Source organism: Roseateles sp. P1_C1_2, from assembly GCF_056406535.1.
In genome coordinates this window covers 1-25,308 of the sequence record NZ_JBFUAB010000006.1, presented here as the reverse complement: position 1 = coordinate 25,308, position 25,308 = coordinate 1, and the positions used below count along the sequence as shown (strand labels likewise).

Genomic DNA, 25,308 nt, shown 5'->3' with positions numbered 1-25,308 from the left:
GATCAGGTGTACAGCGTGCCCGTGTTCACCACGGGTTGGGTTTCGCGATCCGAACACAGCACGACCAGCAGATTGCTGACCATGGCCGCGCGACGCTCGTCGTCCAGCACGACGATGTCGCGCTCGCTCAGGCCCTTGAGCGCGGCCTCGACCATGCCGACCGCGCCCTGCACGATCTTGCTGCGGGCGCCGACGATGGCCTCGGCCTGCTGGCGGCGCAGCATCACCTGGGCGATCTCGGGGGCATAGGCGAGGTGGCTGATCTTGGCGTCCAGCACGTCGACACCGGCATCGTGGAAGCGGGCCTGCAGTTCGGTGCGCAGGGCTTGCGCCACGGCGTCCTGGCCGCCGCGCAGCGTCACCTCGCCGGCGTCGACTTCGTCCGCATGGTCATAGGCATAGCAGGCGGCCAGGTGGCGGATGGCGGCTTCGGCCTGCACGCGCACATAGCCCTCGTAGTCGTCGACCTGGAACAGCGCCTGGGCCGTGTCGCGCACCCGCCAGACGACGACGGCGGCGATCTCGATGGGGTTGCCGCGCTGGTCGTTGACCTTGAGCACCGGCGCGTTCAGGTTGCGGTCGCGCAGGGAGACGCGCTTCTTGAGGGCCAGCGGGTTGGCCCAGCGCAGGCCGGCGCCACGGTCGCTGCCGGTGTAGGCGCCGAACAGCGTCAGCGCGGCGGCCTGGTTGGGGTTGAGCATGTACAGGCCGATCAGCACGAAGAGGCCGGCCAGACCGAGCGGGATGCCGTAGAGCGGCAGGCCGCGCGTCAGCATGAACAGGCCTGCGCCGGCGAGCGCCAGGCCCACGACGGCCATCAGATAGCCGTTGCTGGCCAGCGCCGGCTTCTCGGTCACGAGGGTGCGCGACGGGGAGTGATTGGGCATGGTGAACTTGTCTCAAAAGTGAATCAAAGTGATATCACTTTAGCGAGGCTTTGCAACGCGCGCAAGCGGAGATTGAAAACTATCCGATGAGGCGCTGGAGGCCGGCCAGCAGTTCGGCAATCGGCTGGGGGCCGTCGCAGGCGATGACGCGGCGCTGGGGCATGCTGCGCAGCCAGGTGATCTGGCGCTTGGCCAGCTGGCGAGTGGCGGCGATGCCGCGCTCGCGCAGGTCGGAGAAGTCTTCGCTGTCGAGGGCTTCCCAGGCTTGGCGATAGCCCACGCAGCGCATGGACGGCAGGGCCAGGCTCAGGTCGCCGCGGGCGCGCAGCGTCTTCACTTCGTCGACAAGACCGGCTGCGAGCATGACGTCGAAACGCTGGGCCAGGCGTTCGTGCAGCCAGGCGCGGTCGGTGGGTTCGAGCGAGAACAGCGGCCAGTCCACACCTGCGTCACGCGAGGCGGCGTGCAGTGCGCTCAAGGGCTGGCCGGTCAGGCGGATGACCTCGAGGGCGCGCTGGATGCGCTGGCTGTCGTTGGGCGCCAGGCGGGCGCCGGTCTCGGGGTCAAGCCTCGCCAGCTCGGCATGCATGGCCGGCCACCCGACCTGGGCCGCCTCGGCGTCGATGGCCGCGCGCAGTTCGGCATCGGCCTGGGGCAGGGCGGAGAGGCCGTCGAACAGGGCCTTGAAGTACAGCATCGTGCCGCCCACCAGCAGCGGCAGCCGGCCGCGTGCGCTGATCTCGGCGGCAAGCCGCTTGGCATCGCGCACGAACTCGGCGGCCGAGTAGCTCTCGGTCGGGTCGAGGATGTCGATCAGGTGGTGGGGCGCTGCGGCCTGCTCGGGGGCCGTGGGCTTGGCCGTGCCGATGTCCATGCCGCGGTAGACCAGGGCCGAGTCGACGCTGATGATCTCGACCGGCAGCACCTCCGCAATCGCGAGGGCCGCCGCCGTCTTGCCGCAGCCCGTGGGGCCGGCAAGACAGATTGGGGTCAGAACTTCTCCCATGGAGCGAGGTAGCGCCATTGGCCGACGGGCAGGTGGCCCAGCGGGATGCGGCCGATGCGCACGCGCTTCAGCCCGACGACCTTGAGGCCGACCAGCTCGCACATGCGGCGGATCTGGCGCTTCTTGCCCTCGCGCAGCACGAAGCGCAGCTGATGCTCGTTCTGCCAGCTGACCTTGGCCGGCTTGAGCTCCTCGCCGTCCAGTTCCAGGCCGTGGTTGAGCAGGGCGAGCTTGTTGTTCGACAGCGCCGCATTGGGCACCGTGCCCTCGGGCACCGGCTCGGCCCCGGGCAGGCCGACGAACTCGACGCGCACGAGGTATTCCTTCTCCACGTCGGAGTCGTCGCCGATCAGCACGCGGGCGATGCGGCCGTCCTGGGTCAGCACCAGCAGGCCGGTGGAGTCGATGTCCAGCCGCCCCGCGGGCGCGAGATTGCGATGGTGGCCGGCGTTGGGCTTGATGCCGGAGGCATCTTCCGTCCAGCGGTTCTCGGGCTGGAAGAGCACGACGGCCGGCTCATAGCCGTCCTCGGCCTGGCCGGAGACATAGCCGATGGGCTTGTGCAGCAGCACGGTGACGAGCTGGGCCTGCTGGTTGCGGGCGGCCGGGTCGATGTCGATCTGCACGTCGGGGCCGACGCGCTGGCCGAGCACGGCGACCTTGCCATTGACGCGCACCCAGCCGGCGGCGATCCAGTCGTCGGCCTCGCGGCGCGAGGCGAGCTTCAACTCGCCCATGCGCTTGGACAGGCGCTCGCCGTCCTCGGGTGCCACCTCACGGGCCGGGTTGCGGCGCTGCTGAGGGCGCTGCGGCGGCTCGAAGCCGGGGCCGCGGTTGGCGACGCGGCGCTGGTCGACGCGCGGCGGGCGGTCCGAAGGCGGGCGCTCGTCCGGCCGGGCACGGGGGGCGCGCTCAGGGCGCTGTGGCGCATCGCCGCGGTACTGCGGCGGGCGCTCGTCCGGCCGCGCACGCGGGCCGCGCTCGGGCCGTGGCGGTGCGTCGCCGCGGTGTTGCGGGGGGCGTTCGTCTTGTTTCGCCCATGGGCTGCGCTCAGGGCGCTGCGGTGCATCGCCGCGTGCTTGTTGCGGGCGATCGGGCTTGAAGCCAGCGGGCTTGGGGCGGGCGGGGCGATCGTCGCGCTGCGGCGCTGGTCGCTCATTGCGCTGTTGCTGCGACTTCTGGAACTCTGCCTCGCGTTCGGCCCGGTCGGCCTGGGCCTTGGCGAGCGTCGTGCGGGGCTTGGAGACGCCCTTGCCGCGCACCGGCGCACGCTTCTCGCCCTCGGCGTTGCGTGTCTTGGCGGCGGGCTTGGGTTTGCCCTTCAGGGTGATGGTGGCCATCGGTTTCCTTCAGCGTCCGCGCAGGAAAAGAGCGTCCAGCTCGCGCATGTCGAGCTGGCGCCAGGTGGGGCGGCCGTGGTTGCATTGGTCGGCGCGTTCGGTGGCTTCCATGTCGCGCAGCAGGGCATTCATCTCGTCGATGTTGAGCTGGCGATTGGCGCGCACTGCGCCGTGGCAGGCCATGGTGGCGAGGATCTCGTGCTGGGCCCGCTCCAGCACCGAGCTGGCGTCGAACTGCGCCATCTCGGCCAGCAGCTCGCGGGTGAGGGCGACCAGATCGGTGGCGGCGAGCAGGGCCGGGCGGGAACGCACGGCCAGCGTGCGGGTCGACAGCGGGGACACATCGAGGCCCAGTTTGGCCAGCGTGTCGGCATGCTGTTCGGCGGCCGCGACCTCCTCGGCCGTGGCGGCGAAGCTGACCGGGATCAGCAGCGGCTGGCTCTCGATCTGCGTCGCACCCAGCCTGGCCTTGAGCCGTTCGTAGACGACGCGCTCGTGGGCCGCATGCATGTCGACGATGACCAGGCCCTGCTGGTTCTCCGCCAGGATGTAGACGCCCTGGATCTGCGCGATGGCGCGGCCCAGCGGCCAGTCCTGCTTGGCTGCCAATTCAGGCAGCTTCAGGATGGGCATCACCGGCGCAGCAGCCGAGGGCGCAGGCGCCTCGCCCGGATCCCACAGCGCCTCGTGCTGCACCAGGGACAGCCTGACCTGCTCTGCCGTCGCCGGCACCGGTGCGACGAAAGAAGACGGGTAGGCCGGGCGCGGCTCGGCGACGAAGAGCGTGGCCGGCATCGTCGGCTCGAAGCCCAGCGGGGCCATGGCGGATTCGACGCCGGCGGCGTCCGCCCGGGACTGGGCCAGCGCGTCGATGAAGGCGCGGCGCACCGACTGGTGAATGGCGCGGCCATCGCGGAAGCGCACCTCGATCTTGGTCGGGTGCACGTTCACGTCGACGAGCTCGGGTGCGATCTCGATGAAGAGCACATAGCTCGGCTGGCGCTGGCCATGCAGCACGTCTTCGTAGGCCGAGCGGACGGCGTGGCTGATGAGCTTGTCGCGTACATGGCGGCCGTTGACCCAGACGTATTGCTGGTCGGCCCGTGAACGCGCCGCTTCGGGCAGGCCGGCACGGCCGGTCAGGGCCAGCGGGCCGGCGCTGTGCTCGAAGGGGCGGCTCTCGGTGATGAAGTCTTCGCCCAGCACGTCGCTGATGCGCTGCTCGTTCGTGGCGGCGCGCCATTGGTCGACGAGCTTGCCCTCATGCCAGATCGCAAAGCCCACGTCTGGCCGTGCCAGTGCATGGCGGCGCACGGCCTCCACGCAATGGGCCAGTTCGGTGGCGTCGGTCTTCAGGAATTTGCGGCGTGCGGGCGTCGCGAAGAAGAGCTCGCGCACCTCGACGCTGGTGCCGCAGCCGCGGGCGGCGGGCTGCAACTCGCCGCTGCGGGCGTCCAGGCGGTGGGCATGGGCGTCGGCCGCGGTGCGGGATGCGATGGCCATGTCGGACACCGACGAGATGGCGGCCAGCGCCTCGCCGCGAAAGCCCATGGTGGCGACCGATTCGAGGTCGTTCAGGCTGGCGATCTTGCTCGTCGCATGGCGCTTCAGCGCCAGCGGCAACTGACCCACCGGGATGCCGCAGCCATCGTCCTCGACGACGATGGCGCGCACGCCGCCCGCCATCAGCTTGATCTGGATGTTCTTCGCGCCGGCATCCAGCGCGTTGTCCACCAGCTCACGCACGACCGAGGCCGGGCGCTCCACCACCTCGCCGGCGGCGATCTGGCTGATCAGTTCGTCGGGCAGTTCGCGGATGGGGCGCGGGGCGGGCGCCATGGGCCCAGAGTCAAAGCGTGTAGAGGCCGGCATCGGGGAATTGTAGGAGGGGCCTTCTGGCGGATCGCGCCGGGCGCCGGGCGCCGCGCCGCGCGTGCCCACCCCTGCGTTCAAGGGTGTCGCCCAGCTTTGCAGTGCTTCACCGAAAACCGCAGCAAGCCCATGCAAGCAGTTGATTTGATTGGAATTTGAATGCTGGCCTGGAATTTGCTCAATTCGGTTGTCTCGATTTTTGCAATCCCTAGGATCAACATGAAAACCATTTTTGCTGCTGTTGCTCTCGCCGTCGCATCGCTGTCCGCGCAAGCGGCCACGGTCCCGGTGGGTGTCCAGAACGGCGTGAGCACCGCGACCGTCGCCGGCTGGGGCTTCACCGAGTGCTTCTCGGCGACCTACGGCACCTTCGGCCTGACCACCGCTGGCATGCTGTCGGGCTGCCAGGGCGACACGCTGATGCTGGCCGCCCGCCGCACCGGCTCGCAGGTCTTCGAAGTGCTGGGCGCCGCCGCCTACGCCGACGTCACCTTCGACACCGGCACCGGCAACACCACCCACTCGGCCAACGGCATCGAGTGGTACTTCAACGACAACTACTCCTGGGGCTTCGCCGCCGGCGGTGACTCCGTCAGCCGCAACTCCTGCGACACCAACAACGTCGACGCCGCGCAGCGCCTGTGCTGGCATACCCATCAGAACTATTCCGGCGGCTGGCGCGCGGGTGCCTTCACCGGCCTGAACGATTCGCAGGATTGGGAAAAGGTCATCCTGGTTGCCAACGCCGCCGCCCAACTGCCTGAGCCGGCCAGCCTCGGCCTCGTCGGCGTGGCTCTGCTGGGCCTGGCCGCCGGCCGCAAGCGCAAGAGCGCCTGATCTTCCGTCTGAAGGTGCTTGAAGGCCGCGCGCCTTCGAGCCCTCTCGACTGGCCCCGCCGGTGTGCTCACCCGCGGGGCTTTTTCTTGTGCGTCGAGGGGATTTCATAATCCCACGCCATGGACTCCCTCGCTTCTGTCTTTCCCATCCTCCTTGACTTCGTCCTGCACGTGGACGGCCACCTGGCTGATTTCGTCGCCAGCTATGGCGCCTGGGTCTATGCGCTGCTGTTCCTGATCATCTTCGTGGAGACGGGTGTCGTCGTGATGCCCTTCCTGCCGGGCGACTCCCTGCTCTTCGTTGTCGGCGCCATGTGCGGCGTCGGGCTGATGGACCTGGGCCTGTCCATGGCCCTGCTGACCGCGGCGGCCATCCTGGGCAACCAGAGCAACTACGCCATAGGCCGCCATTTCGGGCCACGGGTCTTCCAGTGGGAGGACTCGCGCTTCTTCAACAAGGCGGCCTTCGACAAGGCCCACGCCTTCTACGAGAAGTACGGCGGCATCACCCTCGTCGCAGCCCGCTTCATGCCGTTTTTGCGCACCTTCGCGCCCTTCGTGGCCGGCGTGGCGCAGATGACGCGGCGCAAGTTCACGCTGTATGACGTGGGCGGCGGCGTTCTGTGGGTCTGCGGCATCACGCTGATCGGCTATGTCTTTGGCAACGTGCCCTGGGTGAAGACGAATCTGGACAAGATCATCTGGGCCATGATCCTCATTCCCGGCCTGGTCATCATCGGCGGCGGCCTGAGGGCGAAGTTCAAGCGCCAACCGGGCTGACTTTCCTCCCGGGCCTCGCAAGGGCACTAGAGTCGCCGGTTTGTCCCAATCGGAGATCCCGATGACTTTGTCCCGTCTTGCCCTTGCCCTGGCCTGCGCCTGGATGACCTCCGGCCTGGCCCCGGTTGTGGCGAATGCAGCCGAGCCGACGCTGATGCTGCGCCAGCCCGCCGCCTCCAAGGACCACCTGGCCTTCGTCTATGCCGGCGACCTGTGGCTGGCCGACCGCAGCGGCGGCAATGCCCGCCGCCTGACCAGTCACGCGGCCAGCGAATTCGCGCCGCGCTTCTCGCCGGACGGCAAGAGCATCGCCTTCTCGGCCACCTACGACGGCAATACCGATGTCTACGTCATCGGCCTGGACGGCGGCGCGCCCAAGCGCCTGACCTGGCACCCCGGCACGGATGTCGTCAGCGGCTGGAGCCCCGATGGCAAGCGCGTGCTGTTCGCCTCGCCGCGCGAGGTGCTGAACAACCGCAGCAACCAGCTCTACGAAGTCAGCGTCGACGGCGGCTACGAAAAGCAGGTCATGAAGGCCGTGGCTTGGGAAGGCGCCTGGTCGGCCGACGGCAAGCAGCTGGCCTACCGCCCCTACAACGCCGCCTATGCCGGCGTGAGCGGCTGGCGCCAGAGCCGTGGCGGCTCGACGCCGCCGGTCTGGGTCATGGACATGGCCAGCCAGAAGTGGCAGGAGATCCCCCACGTCAATGCGACCGACTCCGCTCCGGTCTGGGCCGGTGGCGAGGTCGTCTTCATCTCGGACCGCGCGGATGGCGCGGCCAATCTGTTCGCCTTCAACCCCGGCACCAAGGCGCTGCGCCAGCTGACCCGTGAAACGCAGTGGGACGTGCGCAGTGTCGACGCCATCGGCACGACGCTGGTCTACGAGTCGGGCGGCCGCATCAAGCAGATCGAGTTGTCGGGTGGCACGCCGCAGGTGCTAGACATCCAGCTGGCCAGCATCTCGCCCCAGGCCCGACCGCAGTGGAAGGATGCGGGCAAGACGCTGACGCATGCGCAGCTGTCCACCACCGGCAAGCGTGTCGTCGTCAGCGCGCGCGGCGAGGTGTTCACGGTGCCCGTCAAAGACGGCAGCGTGCGCAACCTGACCGAGACCGCCGGCGTGCGCGAGAAGGATGCGCTGTGGAGCCCCGACGGGAAGCAGCTGGCCTATCTGTCCGATGCGCCTGGCATGCGCCACGAACTCGTGCTGCAGGCCCAGACCGGCCTCGGCGCCAAGGAACTCTTCCTGCTGCCCAAGGAGGGCTATTTCACGCTGATGGACTGGTCGCCCGACGGCAACCAGCTCGTGCTGCAGGACAACCACCTCAACCTCTATCGCCTGGGCCTGGCTGCAGGCCCGCAGCGTGGCCAGCTCGTCAAGATCGCGACCGATGTGCGCCGCTTCGGCGCCGACGGCTATGCCGTGTCGTTCTCGCCGGACAGCCGCTGGCTGGCCTACACCAGCTCGGGTGACAACTACTTCGGCCGCATCGTGCTGCACGAGCTGGCGACCGGCCGCAACCACGCCGTGACCGACGGCCTGGCCCACGCCGGCAACCCGACGTTCTCGCCCAAGGGCGAGGTCCTCTATTTCACGGCGTCCATCAATTCCGGCCCCAGCCAGGTCGGCCTGGATCTGTCCACGCAGGAGCGCCCGCGCCGTGCCGGCCTCTATGCCGTCGTGCTGGCGGCCGACGGCAAGTCGCCGCTCGCGCCCAAGGCGGGTGACGAGGACGGCAAGAAGGACGACAAGAAGGACGAAGCCAAGAAGGACGAGAAGAAAGACGACAAGAAGGACGAAAAGAAGGCCGACGCCAAGAAGGATGAGGCCACGAAGGACGAGAAGAAGCCCGAGCCCGTCAAGCCGATCAAGGTCGACCTCGACGGCCTGATGGACCGTGTCGTGGCGCTGCCGCTGGCCGAGCGCAACTACGACAACCTCGTCGTGGGCGCCGATGGCGCGTTGTTCTATCTGCAGCGCCCGCAGCCGGGTGCGAGCAACGAGCCGCCGCAGGCCGAGCGTCGCGCGACGGCCGAGCTGTACCGCTTCGACTTCGAGGAACGCAAGCCCAAGCTGCTGAAGTCCGGCGTGGCCGAGTTCTCGGCCAGCGAAGACCACAAGAAGCTGCTGCTGACGGTGGCCGGCGGCAAGCTGGAGATCGGCGATGCGACCGACAAGTACGAAGGCAAGCCCGTCGACCTGTCGGGCCTGCGCGCCCGCGTCGACCCCAAGGCCGAGTGGAAGCAGATCTTCGATGAGGCCTGGTGGATGGAGAAGGAGTTTTTCTACGACCCCGCCATGCATGGCCTGAACTGGCAGGCCGTCTATGACCGCTATCTGCCGCAGCTGGCCCATGTGCAGCGTCGCGAGGACCTGAACGACCTGCTCGTGCAGATGATCGGTGAGCTGCAGGTCGGCCACAACCGCACCGGCGCGGGCGATGTGCACCAGGAGACGCCCGTTGCGGTCGGCTTGCTGGGCGCGGACTTCGCCGTCGAGCAGGGCCGTTATCGCATCACCAAGCTCTACGCCGGCGACCGCCTCAACCCCAACCTGAAGTCGCCGCTGAGCGTGCCCGGCCTGGGCGTGAAGGAGGGCGACTATGTCCTGGCGATCAACGGCCATGAGCTGGACGGCAAGACCAACCCCATCACCAACATCTATGCGCTGCTGGAGAACACGGTCGGCAAGCAGGTCGTCGTCACCGTCGCCCATGACGCCGCCGGCAAGGCGCGCCGCGACATCACCGTCGAGCCCATCGCCAACGAATCGCTGCTGCGCCGCTGGGCCTGGATCGAGGGCAACCGCCAGAAGGTCGACAAGAAGAGCGGCGGCAAGCTCGCCTATGTCTACATGCCGGACACCGCGGGCCAGGGCTTCGAGCACTTCAACCGCATGTTCTTCGCCCAGGTCGACAAGCAGGGGCTGATCGTCGATGACCGCAAGAACGGTGGCGGCCAGGCGGCCAACTATGTGACGGAGCTGCTGTCGCGTCCCTATCTGGGCAGCTGGAAGGACCGCGACGGCCTGGTCTTCGACACGCCGGGCGGTGCCATCTATGGCCCCAAGGCCATGCTGATCGACCAGGACGCCGGTTCGGGTGGCGACTTCATGCCCTATGCCTTCAAGCGCGTGGGCCTGGGGCCGCTGATCGGCAAGCGCACCTGGGGTGGCCTGATCGGCATCTCGGCCAACCCGCCGCTGACCGATGGCGGCTTCCTGACCGTGCCCTTCTTCCGCTTCTATACGCCGGACGGCGAATGGCGCATCGAGAACGAGGGCGTGTCGCCGGACATCGACGTCGAACTCGACCCGGCCGCCGTCAACCGCGGCGAGGACACGCAGCTCGACGCGGCGATTGCCGATGTGCTGAAGCGGCTGGAGGCCTGGAAGCCCATTCAGCGCAAGGCCGCGCCCGCCGCAGCGACGTTGGGTCGCTGATCGTGAAAGCCTGGGCGGCCCTGTCCCTGCGGGGCCGCCTTTTCCTGCTCGCGCTGCTGCCGCTGCTGACCTCGCTGGCCCTGATTGCCCTGGCCGTGCGCCAGCAGGAAAGCGAGCTGGCCGCGCGCGAGCATGCGCTGGTGCGCGCCAGCTATATGGACGCGCGGCGCACGGAGCTCAAGCACTACGTCGACCTGGCTGTCAGCACCATCCAGCCCCTGCTCGGCCAGCCGGGCGGGCAGCAGAGGGCGCTGGCCATCCTGTCTTCGCTGGACTACGGCCGCGACGGCTATTTCTTCGTCTACTCGCTGGACGGCCGCGTGCTGATGCATTCGCGCCAGCCCGAGCTGATCGGCCAGAACCTGTGGGAGCTGCGTGACCCCAAAGGCCGGCCCACCATCCAGCAACTGGTCAATCAGGCCAAGGCGGGCGGCGGCTATGTCGAATACCTGTGGCGCAAGCCGTCGAGCAGCCTGCTGGCGCCCAAGCTCGGCTATGTCGTCGCCGTGCCGCAGTGGGACTGGATGCTGGGCACCGGCCTCTATCTGGACGGCATCGAGGCGACCATGGCCGAGCTCGAGCGGGGCGCGCGCCAGAACATCACGGCGACCATGCTGTGGGTGGGCGCCGTGGCCGTCTTCGGCATCGCGCTGATCAGCGCCGGTGCGCTGGTGCTCAACCTCAGCGAGCACCGCAGTGCCGAGGCCAAGCTGCGCGCCCTGGCCCGCCAGGTCGTGCAGAGCCAGGAGGATGAGCGCGCCCGGCTGGCCCGCGAGCTGCATGACGGCGTCAGCCAGGCCCTGGTGGCCACCAAGCTGCTCATCGAGTCGGCCCAGCACGAGCCCGAGGGCGCGGCGCGGCTGCAGGAGCTGGCGCTGAAGCAGCTCAATGGCACGCTGGCCGAGGTCAGGCACATCTCGCATGCGCTGCGGCCGGCGCTGCTCGACACGCTGGGCCTGGCCGCGGCCCTGCAGCATCTGGCGGACGAGTTCGATGCCGCTGGCGGCACGCATTTCCAGGCCGATGTCGAGGGCGAGGAACTCGACCCGCCCGAGGCCGTGAAGACGGCGCTGTTTCGCATCGCCCAGGAGGCCTTGAACAACGCCGCGCGGCACGCGCATGCCACGACGGTGGCCGTGACGCTGCGCTTCGAGCGCGATGGCGGGCTGGCCCTCGAAATCAGGGACGACGGCCAGGGTTTCGATGCCGACGCGGCCCAGGCCGTGGCGGACCAGGGCCTGGGCCTGCGCAGCATGCGGGAGCGCGCGGCGGCCCTGGGCGCGCGGCTTCGCCTCATCACCGCACCGGGCCTTGGCAGCCAGCTCACGGTCAAACTAGCGGCTTCCGACCTGGCCCGCGCTGCTGCATGACCACGCCACCCATTCGCATCCTGATCGTCGATGACCACCCGATGGTGCGTGAGGGCCTGGTCGCGCGGCTGGCCGCCGTGCCGCGCTTCGAGGTGGTGGGCGAGGCGGGCGATCGCGCCGAGGCTCTGGAGCAGCTCACGCGCACGGCGCCTGACGTCGTTCTGATGGATGTGGGCTTGAAGGAAGGCAACGGAATCGCGCTGGGCGCCGAGATGCTGGCCGCACGCCCGGCCGTCAAACTGCTGATGTTCAGCATGTATGACAACCCCGAGTATGTGCAGCGCGCCCTGACCGCCGGCGCGCGCGGCTATGTGCTCAAGGACGCACCGGCGACGGAGATCGTGTCGGCCATCGACGCGGTGGCYGCGGGCGGCACCTTCCTCAGCGCTGCGGTGTCGGGGCGGCTCTTCCGTGGCCAGGCGCCCAAGCCCGTGCTGACGCCGCGCGAGAGCGAGATCCTGACCCTGCTGGGGCAGGGCGCTTCCAGCAAACAGATCGCCCGCGAACTGGACTTGTCGGTGCGTACCGTCGAGGCCCACCGCCAGAGCATCAAGCGCAAGCTGGAGCTGGACGGGCAGGCGGAACTGATCCGCTACGCGGTCGAGCACGGGCGGCAAGCGGGAATGAAATGACCCGCTTGAAATGACTCGCGCGAGCCGGCGCGATCGCTCGGGAGAAGGGACTTGATCCCCCTAGGTTGGCATGCTAGAAGCGGGCATTTTTCGCCCGCCGGACTCATGGTTTGAAATGACTCGCGCGTTGGGGGCGAAACTCACTATTAATTTCTGAATCGGGCGGGATCATGAGCGTCGATATTGCGCAGCAACCACGCAGGAAGCGCGTCAGCGTCAAGGCGGGGGGACAGGCCGAGGCAGCGAATGGTGGCAGCGCCGGGCTGGAACTGAGTGCGCCGCGCACCCGTCATTTGCTGGCCGCGATGTCAGCGTTTCGCGATGGTGATTTCTCGGTCAGGCTGCCCAATGACTGGGACGGCATCGACGGCCAGATCGCCGCGGCCTTCAACCAGATCACGGCTCAGGAGGCGCGCATCGCGGCCGAGGTCGCGCGGTTGAGCGCCACGGTGGGCAAGGAAGGCCGGCTCAAGCACCGCATGTCGCTGCCCGGCTCGATCGGCGGCTGGGCCACCAAGGTCGAATCCATCAACACGCTGCTGGACGACCTCGTGCGGCCGACGGCCGAGATTGCGCGCACCATCGGTGCCGTGGCCAAGGGCGACCTGAGCCAGTCCATGGAGCTGGAGGTGGACGGCCGCGAGCTGAAGGGCGAGTTCCTGCGCTCGGCGCGGCTGGTCAATACCATGATCGACCAGCTGTCGGTGTTCACGAGTGAAGTGACGCGCGTGGCGCGCGAGGTGGGCACCGAGGGCAAGCTTGGCGGCCAGGCCCAGGTCAAGGGCGTGTCCGGCGTGTGGAAGGAGCTGACGGACTCGGTCAACCAGATGGCCGGCAACCTGACGGCCCAGGTGCGCAACATCGCCGACGTGACCATCGCGGTGGCCAACGGCGACCTGTCCAAGAAGATCACCGTCGACGTGCGTGGCGAAATCCTGCAGCTGAAGGAAGCCACCAACACCATGGTGGACCAGCTGCGCTCCTTCGCTTCCGAAGTGACGCGCGTGGCCCGCGAGGTGGGCACGGACGGGCGCCTGGGCGGCCAGGCCGTCGTGCCGGGCGTGGCCGGCACCTGGAAGGACCTGACCGACTCGGTCAACGCGATGGCCACCAACCTGACAGCCCAGGTGCGCAATATCGCGACGGTGACCACCGCCGTGGCGCGCGGCGACCTGAGCCGCAAGATCACCGTGGACGTGAAGGGCGAGATCCTGGAGCTGAAGGAAACCATCAACACCATGGTGGACCAGCTCAACGGCTTCTCGTCCGAAGTGACGCGTGTCGCGCGTGAGGTGGGCACCGACGGCAAGCTCGGCGGCCAGGCCCAGGTGCCCGGCGTGGCCGGTACCTGGAAGGACCTGACCGACAACGTCAACTCGATGGCGTCCAACCTGACCGGTCAGGTGCGCAACATCGCGGACGTGGCGACGGCCGTGGCCAATGGCGACCTGTCCAAGAAGATCACGGTGGAAGTGAAGGGAGAGATTCTTGCCCTGAAGAACACCATGAACACCATGGTGGACCAGCTCAACGGCTTTGCCGGCGAAGTGAGCCGCGTGGCCCGCGAGGTGGGCACCGACGGCAAGCTGGGCGGCCAGGCCCAGGTGCCGGGTGTTGCCGGCACCTGGAAGGACCTGACCGACAACGTCAACTTCATGGCCTCCAACCTGACGGGCCAGGTGCGCAATATCGCCGAGGTGACGACGGCCGTGGCCAACGGTGACCTGTCCAAGAAGATCACCGTCGACGTGCGTGGCGAGATCCTGGAGCTGAAGAACACCATCAACACCATGGTGGACCAGCTCAACGGCTTTGCCTCGGAAGTGACCCGCGTGGCGCGCGAGGTGGGCACGGACGGCAAGCTTGGCGGCCAGGCCCAGGGCCGCGGCGTGGCCGGCATCTGGAAGGACCTGACCGACTCCGTCAACGCGATGGCGACCAACCTGACGGCCCAGGTGCGCAACATCGCCGACGTGACGACGGCCGTCGCCAACGGCGACCTTTCCAAGAAGATCACGGTGGACGTGCGCGGCGAAATCCTGGAGCTGAAGAACACCATCAACACCATGGTCGACCAGCTCAACGGCTTTGCCGGCGAGGTCAGCCGCGTGGCGCGCGAGGTGGGCACGGAAGGCAAGCTGGGCGGCCAGGCGGCGGTGCCGGGCGTGGCCGGCACCTGGAAGGATTTGACCGACAACGTCAACTCCATGGCCTCCAACCTGACGGGCCAGGTGCGCAACATCGCCGACGTGGCGACGGCGGTGGCCGGCGGCGACCTGTCCAAGAAGATCACGGTGGACGTGAAGGGCGAGATCCTGGAGCTGAAGAACACCTTGAACACCATGGTGGACCAGCTCAACGGCTTCGCCTCCGAGGTCAGTCGCGTGGCGCGCGAGGTGGGCACCGACGGCAAGCTGGGCGGCCAGGCGGCTGTGCCCGGCGTGGCCGGTACGTGGAAGGACCTGACCGACAACGTCAACTTCATGGCCTCCAACCTGACGGGCCAGGTGCGCAACATCGCCGACGTGGCGACGGCCGTGGCCAGCGGCGACCTCTCCAAGAAGATCACCGTGGAGGTCAAGGGCGAGATCCTGGCGCTGAAGAACACGCTCAACACCATGGTGGACCAGCTCAATGGCTTCGCCTCCGAAGTGAGCCGCGTGGCGCGCGAGGTGGGCACGGACGGCAAGCTGGGCGGCCAGGCCCAGGTGCCCGGCGTGGCCGGCACCTGGAAGGACCTGACCGACAACGTCAACTTCATGGCCTCCAACCTGACGGGCCAGGTGCGCAACATCGCCGAGGTGACGACGGCCGTGGCCAACGGGGACCTGTCCAAGAAGATCACCGTGGACGTGCGCGGCGAAATTCTTGAACTGAAGGACACCATCAACACGATGGTCGACCAGCTCAACGCCTTCGCCGGTGAAGTGACGCGGGTGGCCCGCGAGGTGGGCACCGAAGGCAAGCTGGGCGGCCAGGCCCAGGTGCCGGGTGTTGCCGGCACCTGGAAGGACCTGACCGACAACGTCAACTCCATGGCGTCGAATCTGACCGGCCAGGTGCGCAACATCGCCGACGTGACCATCGCCGTGGCCAGCGGCGACCTGTCCAAGAAGATCACCGTCGACGTGCGCGGCGAGATCCTGCAGCTCAAGGAAACCATCAACACCATGGTGGACCAGCTGCGCGCCTTCGCTTCCGAAGTGACGCGGGTCGCGCGTGAGGTGGGTACCGAGGGCAAGCTGGGCGGCCAGGCCGCGGTGCCGGGCGTCGCCGGCGTGTGGAAGGACCTGACCGACAACGTCAACTCCATGGCGTCGAACCTGACCGGCCAGGTGCGCAACATCGCCGACGTGGCGACGGCCATCGCGCGTGGCGACCTGAACCGCAAGATCACCGTGGACGTGAAGGGCGAGATCCTGCAGCTCAAGGAGACCATGAACACCATGGTCGAGCAGCTCGGCGCCTTCGCGTCGGAAGTGAGCCGCGTGGCCCGCGAGGTGGGTACCGAAGGCAAGCTCGGCGGCCAGGCTCAGGTGCCTGGCGTGGCCGGCACCTGGAAGGACCTGACCGACAACGTCAACTCGATGGCGTCCAACCTGACCAACCAGGTGCGCAACATCGCCGAGGTGACCATCGCGGTGGCCAATGGCGACCTGTCCAAGAAGATCACCGTCGACGTGCGCGGCGAAATCCTGCAGCTCAAGGAAACCATCAACACCATGGTGGAGCAGCTGCGCTCCTTCGCGTCGGAAGTGACGCGCGTGGCCCGCGAGGTGGGCACGGAAGGGCGGCTGGGCGTGCAGGCCGTCGTGCCGGGTGTGGCCGGCACCTGGAAGGACCTGACCGACTCGGTCAACACCATGGGCGCCAACCTGACGGCCCAGGTGCGCAACATCGCCGAGGTGACGACGGCCGTGGCCCGCGGCGACCTGAACCGCAAGATCACGGTGGACGTCAGCGGTGAAATCCTGGAGCTGAAAAACACCATCAACACCATGGTCGACCAGCTCAACGCCTTCGCTGGCGAGGTCACGCGCGTGGCCCGCGAGGTGGGCACCGAGGGCAAGCTCGGCGGCCAGGCCAAGGTGGCCGGCGTGGGCGGCACCTGGAAGGACCTGACCGACAACGTCAACTTCATGGCCTCCAACCTGACCGAGCAGGTGCGCGGCATCGTCAAGGTCGTGACGGCCGTGGCCAACGGCAACCTGACCCAGCGCCTGACCGTGCAGGCCAAGGGCGAGGTGGCGGCGCTGGCCGACACCATCAACAACATGACCGACACGCTGGCCACCTTCGCCGAGCAGGTGACCAACGTCGCCCGCGAGGTGGGCGTGGACGGGCGCCTGGGCGGCCAGGCGCACGTGCCTGGCGCTTCCGGCACCTGGAAGGACCTGACCGGCAACGTCAACCTGCTGGCCGCCAACCTGACGACCCAGGTGCGCGCCATTGCCGAGGTGGCCACAGCCGTGACCAAGGGCGACCTGACGCGTGCCATCCAGGTCGATGCCAAGGGCGAGGTGTCCGAGCTCAAGGACAACATCAACACGATGATCTCCAACCTGCGCGAGACGACCGAGCGCAACCGCGAGCAGGACTGGCTCAAGACCAACCTGGCCAAGTTCACCGGCATGCTGCAGGGCCAGCGCGAGCTGCAGACCGTCAGCCAGATGCTGCTGACCGAGCTGGCGCCGCTGGTGCAGGCCCACCAGGGCACCATCTACCACGTGGCCGGCGCCGAGAGCGACAACCGCCAGCAGCTGCGCCTGCTGGCCAGCTATGCGCAGTCCGGCGCCGTGCGGCTGGCGCAGACCATCGAGATGGGCGAGGGCCTGGTCGGCCAGTGCGCGCTGGAAAAGCGCAGCACGCTGCTGGCCGACATCGCCTCCGACTTCGTCGCCATCTCGTCCAGCCTCGGCTACGCGCCGCGCGTCAGCGTCGTCGTGCTGCCGGTGCTGTTCGAAGGCCAGACCAAGGCCGTCATCGAACTGGCCACGCTGCAGCCCTTCAGCAGCGCTTCGCTGGCCTTCCTGGAGCTGCTGACGCAGAGCATCGGCGCCGTGTTCAACACCATCGAGGCGACGATGCGGACCGAGTCGCTGCTGTCGCAGTCGCAGCAGCTGACCGTGGAGCTGCAGTCGCGCCAGAGCGAGCTGCAGGAGACCAACGAGCAGCTCGGCACCAAGGCCCGCCTGCTGGCCGAGCAGAACGAGGAAGTGGAGCGCAAGAACAGCGAGGTCGAGCAGGCCCGCCACGCGCTGGAGGACAAGGCGGCCGAACTGGCGCTGACGTCCAAGTACAAGTCCGAGTTCCTGGCCAATATGTCGCACGAGCTGCGCACACCGCTGAACTCCATCCTGATCCTGAGCCAGCAGCTGGCCGGCAACAACGACGGCAATCTGTCGCCCAAGCAGGTCGAGTTCTCGCGCAACATCAACTCCTCCGGCTCCGACCTGCTGCACCTGATCAACGACATCCTGGACCTGTCCAAGATCGAATCGGGCACGGTCACGGTGGAAATCGAGGACATCGCCTTCGCCTCGCTGCGCGACAACATCGAACGCAACTTCCGTCAGGTGGCGGAGGCCAAGAACCTGCCGCTGCGCCTGCTGTTCGCCGACGACCTGCCGCGCAGCATGGAGAGCGATGCCAAGCGACTCCAGCAGATCCTCAAGAACCTGCTGTCCAACGCAGTGAAGTTCACGGCCCACGGCCATGTCGAGCTGCGCGTGAGCCTCGCCAACGAAGGCTGGAGCGCTGACCACCCCGTGTTGTCCAAGGCGTCGCAGGTGCTGGCCTTCGCGGTGGAGGACACCGGTATCGGCGTCGCGCCCGAGAAGCAGCGCCTGATCTTCGAGGCCTTCCAGCAGGCCGACGCCGGCACCTCGCGCAAATACGGCGGCACGGGCCTCGGGCTTGCCATCAGCCGCGAGCTGGCGGCCCTGCTGGGCGGCGAGATCCGCCTGGCCAGCGTGCACGGCCACGGCAGCACCTTCACGCTCTTCCTGCCCCTGCAGTTCGCCGGTGCGGACAGCGCCAGCATGACGCCTCTGCCCATGCACAGCCGCCCGACCGCGCCGGCGCGCAACAACCTGCCGCTGGTGCGCGAGACCCAGGTGGCCGACGACCGCGAGAACATCGTCGATGGCGACTCGGTGCTGCTCATCATCGAGGACGACCCCCATTTCGCCCGCATCGTGCTGGGCCTGGCGCGCGACCGCGGCTTCAAGGGCCTGGTGGCGCTCAAGGGCGGCCTGGGGCTGGAACTGGCGCGGCGCTTCAAGCCGACCGCCGTGTCGCTGGACATCTTCCTGCCCGACATGCTGGGCTGGACGGTGCTCAACCAGCTCAAGCTCGACCCGCTGACCCGCCACATCCCGGTGCAGATCTTCAGCGTCGCCGAGGAGGACCGCAACCACGGCCTGGCCCACGGCGCCTTCAGCTATGTGGTGAAGTCGTCCACCAGCGAGGAGATGGAGGCGGCCCTGGACCGCATCCGCGACTTCACGGTGCCGCGCACCAAGCGGCTGCTCGTCATCGAGGACAACGACATCGAGCGCCAGGCCATCGTCGAGCTGCTGGGCCACGACGACATCGAGATGCAGGCCGTCGGCACCGGCGCGGCGGCGCTGCAGATGCTGCGCGAGCAGTCCTTCGACTGCATCGTGCTCGACCTGCGCCTGCCCGACGTCAGCGGCTTCGGCCTGCTGGAGCAACTGCATGCCGACCCCTCGCTGGCCGCCGTGCCCGTCGTCGTCTTCACCGGCAAGGACTTGACCGGTGCCGAGCAGAAGCAGCTGCGTGCCCTGGCCAAGAGCGTCGTGCTGAAGGATGTGCAGAGCCCCGAGCGGCTGCTGGACGAAACCGCGCTCTTCCTGCACCGCGTCGTGACCGAGCTGCCCAAGGACAAGCAGGACATCCTGCAGAAGCTGCACGGCGCCGCCGAGATGCTGCGTGGCCGCCGCGTGCTGGTGGTGGACGACGACGCGCGCAACATCTTCGCGCTGACGACGCTGCTGGAGAACCAGGAGATGCAGGTGCTGACGGCCACCAGCGGCCGCACCGCCATCGAGATCATCCAGCACGCGCCCGACCTCGACCTCGTGCTGATGGACATCATGATGCCGGACATGGACGGCTACGAGACCATGCGCGAGATCCGCTCCCACGCCGAGTTCCGCAACCTGCCCATCCTGGCCCTGACCGCCAAGGCCATGAAGGGCGACCGCGAGAAATGCCTGGAAGCCGGCGCCAGTGACTACATCTCCAAACCCGTCAACACCGCCCAGCTGCTGTCGCTGATGCGCGTGTGGCTGTACCGCTGATCGTGATGCAGACGACCGACGTCGTGGAGCAGGCAGTGGACGCTGAGGAGCTGACCAACATCCTCATCGTCGACGACGAACCGGCCAATCTGCTGGTGCTGGAGAGCGTGCTGGCGGACCCCGGCTACCGCATCGTGCGCGCGCTGTCGGCCGATCAGGCCCTGCTGGCGCTGATGAGCCAGGAGTTCGCCGTCATGGTGCTGGACATCCAGCTGCCCGACATGAACGGCATCGAGCTGGCGCAGATGATCAAGGAGCGCAAGCGCAACGCCCACCTGCCCATCATCTTCCTGACCGCCTATTTCGATCAGGACCAGTACCGGCTGCAGGGCTATGGCTCGGGCGCGGTGGACTATCTGCACAAGCCCGTGAACCCGGCGGTGCTGCGCTCCAAGGTTGCCGTGTTCGCCGAACTGGACCGCAAGACCCGCCAGCTGCAGCGCGCCAACAGCGCCCTGCAGGCCGAGGTGGAGGAGAGGCGCCGCGCCGAGGAGATGCTGCGCGAACTCAACGAGACGCTGGAGGGCCGCGTCACCGAGCGCACGGAGGCCTTCCAGGCCGCCGACCGCCGCCTGCGGGCCATGATGAGCAGCATCACCGACGGCCTGCTCCTCATCGAGCATGACGGGCGCATCGGCTACGTCAACGAACAGGGCGCCCGCCTGCTGGGCCGCCGGGCCGTCGAACTGATCGGCCGGCGCAGCGGCGAGGTCTTTGGCGCCGGCGAGTTCGAGGTCGGCTTCGACAGCGCGCGGGCCAAGGGTGGCCAGGCGGTGTCCTTCGAGGCCATGGCGCCCGGCGCGCCGGAGCGCTGGCTGGAATGCCATTGCTACCCGTCCCACGACGGCCTCTCGGTCTATTTCCACGACATCACCGACCGCCGCGAACTGCAGCTGCGCCGCGACCAGCTGCTGTCCGCCGAGCAGGCCGCGCGCGGCGCCGCCGACCAGGCCGCGCGTGCCAAGGAGGAGTTCGTCGCCGCCATCAGCCACGAGCTGCGCACGCCGCTGGCCGCCATCCTCGGCTGGGTCAATGTGCTCACCCACCCGGGCGTGCAGCCAGCGATGCTGGAGCGCGGCGTCCAGGCCATCGCGCGCAATGCCCAGGCGCAGGCCGTCCTCGTCGACGACCTGCTGGAGATGAGCCGCATCGTTGCCGGCAAGCAGCTGATGAATGTCGAGCGGGTGGACCTGAACGGCCTGGTTGCGGCCGCCGCCGAAACCGCCCGCCCCACGGCCCAGTCGCGCCAACTCGAGATCGTGCTGCAACTGGCGCCCGAGCCGGCCGAGGTCTTTGGCGACGCGCGCCGGCTCACGCAGATCGTCATGAACCTCGTCACCAACGCGATGAAGTTCACGGCCGCCGGCGGCAGCATCACGCTGTCGACGAAGCTGGAAGGCACCGTCGTCGAGCTCGCCGTCGGCGACACCGGCCAGGGCATAGACCCCGAGTTCCTGCCTCAGCTCTTCGACCGTTTCACGCAGGCCGACGGCACCGCCTCCAGCGTGCACGGCGGCCTCGGCCTCGGCCTGTCCATCGTCAAGAACCTCGTCGAGCTGCATGGTGGCGGAGTGACGGCCCACAGCGCCGGCCGCGGCCAGGGTTCGACCTTCTGCGTGCGTCTGCCACGCGCCAGCCATTCGCAGGTGGCCGGGGCGCAAGCCGAGGCTGGCGGCGCCGAGCCGCAGATCTGCGGCGTGCGGGTGCTGATGGTGGACGATCACCCCGACGTGCTCGAGGCCCATGCGCGCCTGCTGTCCGAGCGAGGCGCCCAGGTCGTCACGGCCGAGTCGGGCGAGGCGGCCATCGCCCTGCTGCGCAAGCAGAGTTTCGATGTGCTGCTGAGTGATCTCGGCATGCCCGGCATGGGCGGCTACGACCTGATCCGCCATGTGCGCAGCCAGCTCGGCCTGAGAGCCGACGTGCTGCCCGCAGCCGCAGTGACCGCCTATGTGCGGGCCGCCGATCGTGAGGCTGCGCTCGAGGCGGGCTTCCAGCGCTGCCTGCCCAAGGCGGTGTCGCCGAACCTGCTGGCGCGGGCCGTGGCCGAGCTCTCGCTCGCGCGTGCCCCGGCGGCGCCTGAAGCGCCGGCCTTGAAGGTGCTGTTCGTCGAAGACAACGCGGACCTGCGGGAGCAGATCGGTTACTTGCTGGAGGAAGTGGGGCTGCAGCCCGAGAGCTGCGCCAMGGCCGAGGAGGCGCTGGCGATCTACGCGCCGGGACGCTTCGACCTGGTGCTGACCGACGTCAGCCTGCCCGGCATGTCGGGCATCGATCTCGCCCGCACCATCCTGCGCCACGTGCCGGACGCCTGGGTCGTGTTCTCTTCAGGCTATTCGATGGGCTCCGACCTGTCGGACTTCGGCCCCAATGTCAGGGCTTTGCTCAAGCCCTTCGACCTGCCCGACCTTCAACAGCTGCTGGCGGAGATGCGCCAGCGCTAGCGACCCGCACCGCGGCCACTGGTCGCAGTGCGGTCTTGGCCAAGGCAATCCTTGGCCGAGGGGTTTCGTTTTCAGCGGCCGCGGCGCGGGCCGTAGTCGTCGCGGTCGTGATTGCCGCGGTCGCCGTGGTCGCGGCGGTCATGGTCCCGACCGTGATTCCAGCGGTCGTCGCGGCCTTCCCAGCGGCGCTCATAGACCACTCGGGGAGTCGGCGCGTAGTAGACGTCGCGTTGCACATAGCGCGGCGCGGGCGCATAGCGCACGACCGGGGCAGGCTCGTAATAGACGGGTGCGGGTTCGTAGTAGGCCGGTGCCGGCGCGGGAGCGTAATAGCCGCCGTTGGACACGACGACCCCCGTGGCTGGCAGGCTGATGCCGATGGACCAGTGCGTGCCTGCCTGGGCGGATGCGGCACCCAGCAGGGCGGCGGTGGCGGCGAGGGCGGCAATGAGGGGACGAAGCATGGTGTAACTCCTGCAGAGCCAAGCAAGGTGCTGGCCGTGCTCGAACAACGCCCCTCCGCAGCGGTCGTTGACGCCCTCCGGCCCCGGTGCGTAAGAGGGTGTTTCGCAGGTCGCCCAGGGGTTGACCCTTAGGTAAAGCCGCGCGGCGGGCCCGCGTGGCTTGACCGATGCCGCGAGGGGGCTGTTTTCCGAGACTTGCATCACGGTAGCGCCGCCCTTTCGACGTGCGCACCGCATCGGAGACAAGCCATGCAGAACTTGCGCCGCCACCTCGCGTGGGCGGGCGTTGCCATCCTTGGCGCCGCTTCCCTCGCCACCGTGGCCCTGAGCCGCGGCGAGACGATCAGCGCGCTGTGGGTCGTGGCCGCCGCCCTGTGCACCTACCTCATCGCCTACCGCTACTACAGCCTGTTCATCGCCGACAAGGTGCTGGGGCTGGATGCCAAGCGGCAGACGCCGGCCTGGAAGTACAACGACGGCCTGGACTATGTGCCGACCAACAAGCACGTGCTCTACGGCCACCACTTCGCGGCGATCGCCGGCGCCGGCCCGCTGGTCGGCCCCGTGCTGGCGGCGCAGATGGGCTATCTGCCCGGGCTGCTGTGGATCCTGGCGGGCGTCGTCTTTGCCGGCGCGGTGCAGGACTTCATCGTTCTTTTCATTTCCACGCGCCGCGACGGCCGGTCCCTCGGCGACCTCGTCAAGCAGGAGATGGGCACGGTGCCGGGCCTGATCGCGCTGTTCGGCGCCTTCATGATCATGATCATCATCCTGGCGGTGCTGGCGCTGATCGTCGTGAAAGCCCTGGCCGACTCGCCCTGGGGCCTGTTCACGGTGGCGGCGACGATTCCGGTGGCGCTGTTCATGGGCGTCTACCTGCGCTTCATCCGCCCGGGCCGCATCGGCGAGGTGTCGGTCATCGGCTTCGTGCTGTTGATGGCGGCCATCTTCGGCGGCCAGGCGGTCAGCGAGAGCGCCACGCTGGCGCCCATCTTCACGCTGGCCCCGACCACCCTCGTCGGCCTGCTGATCGGCTATGGCTTTGTCGCCGCCTGCATCCCGGTGTGGCTGCTGCTCGCGCCGCGCGACTACCTCAGCACCTTCCTGAAGATCGGCACCATCATCGCGCTGGCCATCGGCATCGTCATCGTCGCGCCGCCGCTGAAGATGCCGGCGCTGACGCAGTTCGCGGCCGGCAATGGCCCGGTCTGGGCGGGCAGCTTGTTCCCCTTCCTGTTCATCACCATCGCCTGCGGCGCCGTGTCGGGCTTCCACGCGCTGATCTCGTCGGGTACCAGCCCCAAGCTGCTGGAGAACGAGACGCACGCCCGCTACATCGGCTATGGCGGCATGCTGGCCGAGAGCTTCGTCGCCGTGATGGCGCTGGTCGCGGCTTCGTGCATCGAGCCGGGCGTCTACTTCGCGATGAACAGCCCGGCGGCCGTCGTCGGCAAGGATGCCGCGACGGTGGCGCAGACGCTGTCGACCTGGGGCTTCGTCGTCACCCCCGAGATGCTGACCCAGGCCGCGGCCGACGTCGGCGAGAAGACCATCCTGGCCCGCGCTGGCGGCGCGCCGACGCTGGCCGTGGGCATGGCCGAGATCCTGCACCAGGTGGTGGGTGGCAAGGCGCTGATGGCCTTCTGGTACCACTTCGCCATCTTGTTCGAGGCCCTCTTCATCCTGACCGCCGTGGACGCTGGCACCCGCGCCGGCCGCTTCATGCTGCAGGACCTGCTGGGCAGCTTTGTGCCGTCGCTCAAGCGCACCGAGTCTTGGGTGGCCAACCTGATCGCGACGGGACTGTGCGTGGCGGCCTGGGGCTATTTCCTCTACCAGGGCGTTGTCGATCCGCTGGGCGGCATCAACACGCTGTGGCCGCTGTTCGGCATCGCCAACCAGATGCTGGCCGCCGTCGCGCTGCTGCTGGGCACCGTCGTCATCTTCAAGATGAAGAAGGACCGCTACGCCTGGGTCACGGCCGTGCCTGCTGCCTGGCTGCTGGTGTGCACGATGACGGCCGGCTGGCTGAAGATCTTCGCGGCCGACCCCAAGCTCGGTTTCCTGGCCCATGCCGACAAGTACGCCACGGCAATCGCCGAAGGCAAGGTGCTGGCGCCGGCCAAGACGCTGGACGCGATGTCGCGCGTGGTGTTCAACGATCGCCTGGACGCGGCGCTGTGCGCTCTCTTCATGGGCGTCGTCATCAGCGTGCTGATCTACAGCATCAAGGCCATCCTGGCAGCGCGTCGCAGTGGCAAGGTGACGGCGCAGGAAACGGCCTTCGTGCTGCTGCCGGCGGGCCAGCGTGCTTGAGCTGCGCGAACTGGCCCAGGCGGGCCGGTATCTGACGCAGAGCCTGCGCCTGATGGTGGGCGTGCCGGATTACGGCAGCTATCTGGCCCACCACCAGGCCACGCATCCGGATCGGGCCGCGATGAGCTATGAGGAGTTCTTCAGGGAGAGGCAGGCGGCGCGCTACGGCGCGCGTGTCGGCAAGTGCTGCTGATATGGTTTGGTTGCTTCTGCCAAGGTCCTCATGACTCGCGTGCAGTGCCGCGGGAATCCGCCCCGCGAGGGCGGGTGACTTTTCTCTGACGCGCCAGAGAAAAGTCACCAAAAGAGGAGCGCTCAATGCAATCCGCACTCGAGCGGGATGAGGCGCTCGCAAGCTCGAACCGGGCCCCACCCCCAAGCGAACCGCTGCGCACTCGCACACGACTTGTGAAGAGCGCCCGCGATCGGACCTTCAAGCCAGGTAACGCCGGCTCCACGCCGGGCCCAACAGCAAATACCGACCAGCCCCGTCGCCCGAGCGACGCTGCATTGGGCTGTTTTGATGAGCCCGGCGTGCAGCCGCGCGTCGGACGGGCTGCTGGTACCCGGCCGCCGGGACGGACTCCCGGC

General features: G+C 68.2%; 14 protein-coding genes. 9 read left to right on the top strand and 5 right to left on the bottom strand.

Features of this window, described 5'->3' with window-relative positions; all coding sequences use genetic code 11:
- Window positions 1–2 precede the first annotated feature (2 nt).
- The 4 genes from AC1D2H_RS07115 to mutL all read right to left on the bottom strand — a co-directional run bounded on the left by AC1D2H_RS07115 (window position 3) and on the right by mutL (window position 5,072).
- Window positions 3–887, bottom strand: a complete 885-nt coding sequence (locus tag AC1D2H_RS07115; RefSeq protein ID WP_478010437.1) for an SPFH domain-containing protein — start codon at window positions 885–887, stop codon at window positions 3–5.
- A gap of 79 nt (window positions 888–966) precedes the next feature.
- The gene (miaA, locus tag AC1D2H_RS07110) at window positions 967–1,893 is read right to left on the bottom strand and encodes a tRNA (adenosine(37)-N6)-dimethylallyltransferase MiaA (protein ID WP_478010436.1); all 927 of its coding nucleotides are present in this window, start codon (window positions 1,891–1,893) and stop codon (window positions 967–969) included.
- Complete coding sequence (locus tag AC1D2H_RS07105; RefSeq protein WP_478010435.1) at window positions 1,878–3,233, bottom strand: pseudouridine synthase; 1,356 nt, start codon at window positions 3,231–3,233, stop codon at window positions 1,878–1,880. Before AC1D2H_RS07105 ends, miaA begins: the two co-directional genes overlap by 16 nt.
- A 9-nt stretch (window positions 3,234–3,242) precedes the next feature.
- Entirely contained in the window at window positions 3,243–5,072 is a 1,830-nt protein-coding gene (gene mutL / locus AC1D2H_RS07100) for a DNA mismatch repair endonuclease MutL (protein WP_478010434.1), read from the bottom strand.
- Between the two features lie 252 nt (window positions 5,073–5,324).
- Here mutL and AC1D2H_RS07095 point away from each other — a divergent pair, with 252 nt between their 5' ends.
- From AC1D2H_RS07095 to AC1D2H_RS07065, 7 genes are all read left to right on the top strand, one after another.
- Entirely contained in the window at window positions 5,325–5,942 is a 618-nt protein-coding gene (locus AC1D2H_RS07095) for a PEP-CTERM sorting domain-containing protein (protein ID WP_477937619.1), read from the top strand.
- A 119-nt stretch (window positions 5,943–6,061) separates the two neighbouring features.
- On the top strand, window positions 6,062–6,721 hold the full coding sequence (locus AC1D2H_RS07090) for a VTT domain-containing protein (protein ID WP_477937621.1): 660 nt from the start codon (window positions 6,062–6,064) through the stop codon (window positions 6,719–6,721).
- Between the two features lie 61 nt (window positions 6,722–6,782).
- Window positions 6,783–10,166 (top strand): S41 family peptidase, encoded by a 3,384-nt coding sequence (locus AC1D2H_RS07085; RefSeq protein ID WP_478010433.1) that lies wholly within the window; start codon window positions 6,783–6,785, stop codon window positions 10,164–10,166.
- 2 nt (window positions 10,167–10,168) lie between these two features.
- On the top strand, window positions 10,169–11,536 hold the full coding sequence (locus AC1D2H_RS07080) for a cache domain-containing protein (protein WP_478010432.1): 1,368 nt from the start codon (window positions 10,169–10,171) through the stop codon (window positions 11,534–11,536).
- The gene (locus AC1D2H_RS07075; protein WP_478010431.1) at window positions 11,533–12,168 is read left to right on the top strand and encodes a response regulator transcription factor; all 636 of its coding nucleotides are present in this window, start codon (window positions 11,533–11,535) and stop codon (window positions 12,166–12,168) included. The genes AC1D2H_RS07080 and AC1D2H_RS07075 overlap by 4 nt, the downstream gene beginning before the upstream one ends.
- Before the next feature lie 170 nt (window positions 12,169–12,338).
- Entirely contained in the window at window positions 12,339–19,493 is a 7,155-nt protein-coding gene (locus tag AC1D2H_RS07070) for a HAMP domain-containing protein (RefSeq protein ID WP_478010430.1), read from the top strand.
- Between the two features lie 5 nt (window positions 19,494–19,498).
- Entirely contained in the window at window positions 19,499–21,937 is a 2,439-nt protein-coding gene (locus tag AC1D2H_RS07065; protein WP_478010429.1) for a response regulator, read from the top strand.
- 71 nt (window positions 21,938–22,008) lie between these two features.
- On the opposite strand, the gene AC1D2H_RS07060 is transcribed toward AC1D2H_RS07065, so the two are convergent.
- Entirely contained in the window at window positions 22,009–22,401 is a 393-nt protein-coding gene (locus AC1D2H_RS07060; RefSeq protein WP_478010428.1) for a hypothetical protein, read from the bottom strand.
- 249 nt (window positions 22,402–22,650) lie between these two features.
- Between AC1D2H_RS07060 and AC1D2H_RS07055 the strand changes: the two genes are divergently transcribed.
- Entirely contained in the window at window positions 22,651–24,717 is a 2,067-nt protein-coding gene (locus tag AC1D2H_RS07055; RefSeq protein ID WP_477937633.1) for a carbon starvation CstA family protein, read from the top strand.
- The gene (locus AC1D2H_RS07050; protein WP_478010427.1) at window positions 24,710–24,910 is read left to right on the top strand and encodes a YbdD/YjiX family protein; all 201 of its coding nucleotides are present in this window, start codon (window positions 24,710–24,712) and stop codon (window positions 24,908–24,910) included. Before AC1D2H_RS07055 ends, AC1D2H_RS07050 begins: the two co-directional genes overlap by 8 nt.
- Window positions 24,911–25,308: the final 398 nt, after the last annotated feature.

Excerpts from the sequence above, each read along its gene's own strand:
- AC1D2H_RS07095 (WP_477937619.1), top strand. The coding sequence starts at position 5,325 with ATGAAAACCATTTTTGCTGCTGTTGCTCTCGCCGTCGCATCGCTGTCC.
- AC1D2H_RS07115 (WP_478010437.1), bottom strand. The coding sequence starts at position 887 with ATGCCCAATCACTCCCCGTCGCGCACCCTCGTGACCGAGAAGCCGGCG.
- AC1D2H_RS07105 (WP_478010435.1), bottom strand. The coding sequence starts at position 3,233 with ATGGCCACCATCACCCTGAAGGGCAAACCCAAGCCCGCCGCCAAGACA.
- AC1D2H_RS07070 (WP_478010430.1), top strand. The coding sequence starts at position 12,339 with ATGAGCGTCGATATTGCGCAGCAACCACGCAGGAAGCGCGTCAGCGTC.
- AC1D2H_RS07090 (WP_477937621.1), top strand. The coding sequence starts at position 6,062 with ATGGACTCCCTCGCTTCTGTCTTTCCCATCCTCCTTGACTTCGTCCTG.
- AC1D2H_RS07060 (WP_478010428.1), bottom strand. The coding sequence starts at position 22,401 with ATGCTTCGTCCCCTCATTGCCGCCCTCGCCGCCACCGCCGCCCTGCTG.
- AC1D2H_RS07055 (WP_477937633.1), top strand. The coding sequence starts at position 22,651 with ATGCAGAACTTGCGCCGCCACCTCGCGTGGGCGGGCGTTGCCATCCTT.
- miaA (WP_478010436.1), bottom strand. The coding sequence starts at position 1,893 with ATGGGAGAAGTTCTGACCCCAATCTGTCTTGCCGGCCCCACGGGCTGC.
- mutL (WP_478010434.1), bottom strand. The coding sequence starts at position 5,072 with ATGGCGCCCGCCCCGCGCCCCATCCGCGAACTGCCCGACGAACTGATC.
- AC1D2H_RS07085 (WP_478010433.1), top strand. The coding sequence starts at position 6,783 with ATGACTTTGTCCCGTCTTGCCCTTGCCCTGGCCTGCGCCTGGATGACC.